Source organism: Erwinia oleae (assembly GCF_000770305.1).
Taxonomy (GTDB): Bacteria; Pseudomonadota; Gammaproteobacteria; order Enterobacterales; family Enterobacteriaceae; genus Erwinia; species Erwinia oleae.
Window position 1 is genome coordinate 1 of the sequence record NZ_JNVB01000134.1, and the last position, 3,603, is coordinate 3,603.

Here is a 3,603-nt window from a genome sequence, read left to right on the forward strand (position 1 = left end):
AACTTTCATACCCCGCGCCGTACCGCCGCAGATCACGCCGCCCCAGCCCCTCAACCAGCGCCACCACCACGACCAGCACAAACAGCGGCACGGAGAGCACCAGGATGGTGACGCGTACCAGGGTGATAATGCTTATCCATACCGTAGCCAGCAGATATTCACGCAGGTAGCCGGCAAGCCAGCCGCTCCAGCTGTTGATTTCCCGGGTGATGGCATTGTCACTGTGCATCTGGTGCGCATACTGCTGACGGACCCAGTCCAGGAAGCCACTGTCCACAAAAGCACACTGATAGGCAGTGGTCACCCAGCGCACAACCGTCACCGATGGCTCAGACAGCAACAGGCTGCGGGTGAACTCCGTGGACAGCCATCCCAACTCGGTGTTCATGACCGCTTCACTGTGCGCCGCCCCGGCTTCCGGCCAGAAGAACGCGATGCCGATATATTCAATCAGCAGGCTCAGCAGCAGCGAGGACAACACCACACCCACCAGAGCCCATGGCCAGCCCCAGAGCAGGTTATACAGCATGCCGTGTTTGCGCTCCGGCAGCGTCTGCTGCTGTGGGGGACGTTTTACCTCAGCCATTCTCCCCTCCTGTGACCGGCACGTTCAGGGCCGGACCATCCCGCCACCAGGATTCGCCGCTGTGATAGCTGCGCCGCATTTCCTCCGCGATTTTCTCAATGCTTTCCGGCATCAGCACATCATCAGCATCCCCGGCAGGCAGCGGCATGCGGATTTTCCACAGCTGCCCCCCTTCCAGCAGGGCAAACGCCTGCCCTTTCGGCAGCGTCACGATATCAGCCGGCTCCAGCAGCGGGACTTTTACCGTCCCGACGCGGTCCTGGGTGCTTGAGGTGAAGTCCTGGTCAGCGTTGACATCGGCCGTGTCCTGGTGCCCGGAGACCAGCGTTTTGGTGTAAATTTCCACCTGCGGAAGCTGCGTCGTCAGCAGCTCGGCGGTGCGGTTTTCCCTGACACGCAGCATAATCAGGTTGTTAAAGTTACCCTGTACCTGGGCCGTCTTGGCCGCATTCCCGATGCGGGCTTCAATATCAGAAGACGTCTGGGTATAGGCTGTCACCTGCATGCCCGCACCGCCCCCTTTGTTGATGAGCGGGATAAACTCATCCCCCATCAGCTCGTTAAACTCATCGCAGTGCAGGTTAATCAGGGACTTCCCTTCTTTACCGCCCGGCAGGCCTGCATTAATACCGTGTTTATAAATGTGCCCGGCCACGCTCACCAGGTCGGCGAACATGGAATTGCCCACGGCACTTGCCACCATACTGTCGCTGAGCGCATCGAGTCCCACATAGACCACGGCTTTTTTACGGATGATTTGCTCCCAGTCAAATATGGGCCGTGAGTCATCCATATCGAGGTAGTCAGGGGCCAGCAGTTCAGCGGTCTTGCCGGTGGTCAGTTTTTCCAGCAGCGGCAGCAGGGATGCCACAATTTTGTCAAAGTAAGTGCGGTCATAACGTACCGCTGATCGCAGCCCGTCAAGAATAGGATCGTAGAGTTTTTTACCCTCTTCAGAACTCAGGGCAATCTCAATGGCCCAGATGCGTAAGGCGTCCGGCTGCCCCTGCATGTTACGGGGCACGTCGTCCTCTCCCAGCACCTGCTGATTATTCTCAATCTGCGTCTGCAGCGCCGGCAGTTGCTCGTGAATGATTTTCTCAGCGTAGCGGATGTAGAGATCGGCGATATTGTTCACGTAGCGCATAATCAGCGTATAGTCAGGGCGCTCACCCAGGGCAACCAGCGCACGCGCAATAATGTTGACGAACCGCCAGGCAAATTCACGAAAGGCGGCATTATTGCCGTCTCCTGAAAGCTGACCGGCCACGCGGGACGCCACCTCTGATACGCGGCCAAAACGCCCGACGGCATTATAACGGGCTGACATTTCAGGCCAGCCAAGATGAAAGATATACAGCTCGTCCCCGCGCCCGGCCCGGTGAGCCTCTGCCCAGACGCGTTTCATCAGGTCTGCGTCCCCTTTCGGATCAAACACGATGGTGACTTCACCCCGCCGGATATCCTGGGTGACAAGCAACTCGGCCAGCCGGGTCTTACCGACGCGCGTGGTGCCGTACACCACCGTATGGCCAACGCGCTCCCCCAGGGCCAGGGTGACGTCTTTTTCGTCGGGCTCAATGCCGTGCAGCGCCGGATTCCCGCCCACCGGCGGCAACGGCCGCACCGGGTTCAGCGGCGTATCAGCACTCAGCAGCTTACCCAGCCAGGGCAGACGGTGCTCTGTCAGCATTTCGAGCTGACGCGCGCCCTGGTAAAAGCGGTTCGGCTGCAGATAGCGGGCCACTTCCGGGCGCAGCGTATCCTGCAGGCGCTGGGTGTGTTTCTGGGTCCAGCGGAAACCCCGCCCGAGAAACAGGCGACGATGGCTGACGGGGATCTGTCTGGTGCTCATGACATAGCGCGGCAGACGGCGGAGATTCCGGCGGTAGCGAATAATCTTCATCCCCTGATGGGTGCGGGTGACGGCCAGCGCCGCAAACCCGGCAGCAGTGACATAGCTGACAGACGGTGCCAGGGCAACAGCCCAGGGTGCCTGCACACAGACATACGCTGCCATGCCCGATACCACGGCGGTATTCAGCTCCACAGCCGGACGCAACAGGGCTTCAATCACGTAACGGTTACTCATCGCCTGTCTCCTTTATGATTTTACCGTCGGCCCTGCGGGTATACGCGCCCTTTCCGGCACCGGCTTCCCTGCGGCGCAGACAGTGGTAATGCAGGACATTCGCCAGTAAGCGCCAGAGCACATACAGAACATTCGACAGAAAGAGAAAAACGAACCATACGGCCCGCAATGACAGCAGGTAGTTATTCACCACGGTTTCCGTGGTGACGGCAGTGACGGTGCAGGCTGCCTGCTTTGCCTCAGGCGGAGCCGGATTCTCAGGCACCGGGCAATCCTCCCACATGTAGTGTCCGGGCGGCGCGGTGCGCCATGCCGTTGCCTCCTTCTGCAGCTGGTCGTTCAGGTCACTGACCGGATGACCGAAGACGAGCCAGGCAAGCAGAAGTACACCGCCGAAAGCGGCAGGCACGAACACGGCATGACGGAATAAACAGAACACAAGCCACAAAGCGTAACGCAGGCTGTTCACGATGATATGCATAAACGATTCCTCAGAGATACTGCCGGACGTCCTGCCCGGCGATAATGGCCAGCAGGCGTTGCCCGCTGATGATGCGCAGACGCGGTGACGCCGTGCGAAGGGTGCGGCTCATCTTTCCGGTACGGCCCGTGTGGATAAACAGCCCCCGGCGGCCCGACTGCAGGAGAAGCCGGTCGAAGTCCTCAACATGTGCGGGGGAAACAGCACGACTGTACCGTTTGGCCTGGATAAGCCAGTGCTCGCCGTCGATGATGACCTGGCCATCAAGGCCGCCGTCACCGCTGTAGGAAGCATTACGCACCACGGTCAGCCCCTGGCGTTCAAAGGCAGACAGCAACAGCTCTTCAAAGACATAGGGGCTGATTTTGCGCAGATAAGTCAGGCGCTGCCCGTCTCCCGGCAGGCGGGTCAGTTTATCCAGTACCCGCCCCGCCGTTGCCTGGT

The 3,603-nt window shown here is 59.7% G+C and carries 4 protein-coding genes; all 4 read right to left on the minus strand.

Going from position 1 to position 3,603, the window contains the following annotated elements:
* A partial coding sequence (locus tag GS12_RS22230; protein WP_034951063.1) for a TIGR03747 family integrating conjugative element membrane protein occupies positions 1-586 on the minus strand: 586 nt, incomplete at its 3' end.
* Positions 579-2,678 (minus strand): type IV conjugative transfer system coupling protein TraD, encoded by a 2,100-nt coding sequence (gene traD / locus GS12_RS22235; RefSeq protein ID WP_031592980.1) that lies wholly within the window; start codon positions 2,676-2,678, stop codon positions 579-581. The genes GS12_RS22230 and traD, both read right to left, overlap by 8 nt.
* A complete protein-coding gene (locus GS12_RS22240) occupies positions 2,671-3,159 on the minus strand; it encodes a hypothetical protein (RefSeq protein ID WP_031592979.1) in 489 nt (162 codons plus the stop codon). The genes traD and GS12_RS22240 overlap by 8 nt, the downstream gene beginning before the upstream one ends.
* 10 nt (positions 3,160-3,169) lie before the next feature.
* Positions 3,170-3,603, minus strand: a 434-nt coding sequence (locus GS12_RS22245; RefSeq protein ID WP_034951065.1) for a restriction endonuclease, incomplete at its 5' end; no start/stop codon positions are given.

Bases quoted from the DNA above. Each gene is read 5' to 3' on its own strand.
- GS12_RS22240 (WP_031592979.1), bottom strand. From the start codon at position 3,159: ATGCATATCATCGTGAACAGCCTGCGTTACGCTTTGTGGCTTGTGTTC.
- traD (WP_031592980.1), bottom strand. From the start codon at position 2,678: ATGAGTAACCGTTACGTGATTGAAGCCCTGTTGCGTCCGGCTGTGGAG.